The following is a 795-nucleotide window of genomic DNA, read 5'->3' as shown; positions in this document are numbered from 1 at the left end:
TAATAGACAGCCCGCACCCCCCACAAGAACGCCGACGTAAACGACCCCACGCCACCGCGTATCCGCATACAGATACCGCTCGGCCACCGAGGCGACCCGCCCGAACCCGGCGACCGGATGCCATTTCTTCGGATCCCCCAAAAGCGCGTCCAACGCGACCCCGAGGACCAGACCCTCAGCAGAGACGCGCATCAAGCTCGTCCCAGTGCCGCTCCAGCCAGTCCTGCGCCCGCCGTATCCGCTGCCCGGCACCGCCACGCCACATCCGCCCCCAACTCCCCCCGCTCTCCGCCCGAAGCCGCATCGCCCGATAGGACCGCTCGAACCTCACCCGAGCCGCCGGCAGCACTTCCCGCCGCCGCACCTCATCCAGCCCGTACGCATCACAGAAGACCCGCAACCGACGTCCGACATCCACCCGGTAGAGCAGCGCGTCCCTGTCCGCGGGATCGGCGATGGGCCCCCAATGCCGCAGCGCCGTCACCACATCGAACAACCGCGTCGTGGGCCGCGCCAGATCGAAATCGATCAGCGCGACCGGCACCCCGCCCCGGAAGACCACATTCTCCGGCGTCACATCACAATGCCCGATGATCTCGGGCTCCCCGTCCAGGTTCGAGGTCACCCCGTCCCAAGGCGCCCCTTCCGGCGCCTCATACGACTCCACCGCGTCGTGGTACCGCCGCAGCAGCCGCCCGACCCCTTTGAGCACCTCGTCCGAAACGACATGCCCCTCCAGCGGCCGCCGAGGCACCTCCCCCGGCACCCAGCTGAGAACCTCCCGCCCCCGCTCAT

General features: G+C 69.1%; 2 protein-coding genes. Both read right to left on the bottom strand.

All coding sequences use genetic code 11. The features are described from left to right. Positions 1 to 192 (bottom strand): cobalamin biosynthesis protein (locus E1266_RS37535; protein ID WP_207946171.1); only part of this gene is annotated, 192 nt, incomplete at its 3' end. Next, the coding region (locus E1266_RS37530; protein WP_132055362.1) for a phosphotransferase at positions 176 to 795 on the bottom strand (620 nt) is incomplete at its 5' end. The genes E1266_RS37535 and E1266_RS37530, both read right to left, overlap by 17 nt.

The sequence above is a fragment of the Actinomadura sp. 7K534 genome (assembly GCF_004348575.1).
Taxonomy (GTDB): domain Bacteria; phylum Actinomycetota; class Actinomycetes; order Streptosporangiales; family Streptosporangiaceae; genus Spirillospora; species Spirillospora livida.
Note: the sequence above shows the minus strand (reverse complement) of the source record. Positions and strands in the feature narration are given on the sequence as shown.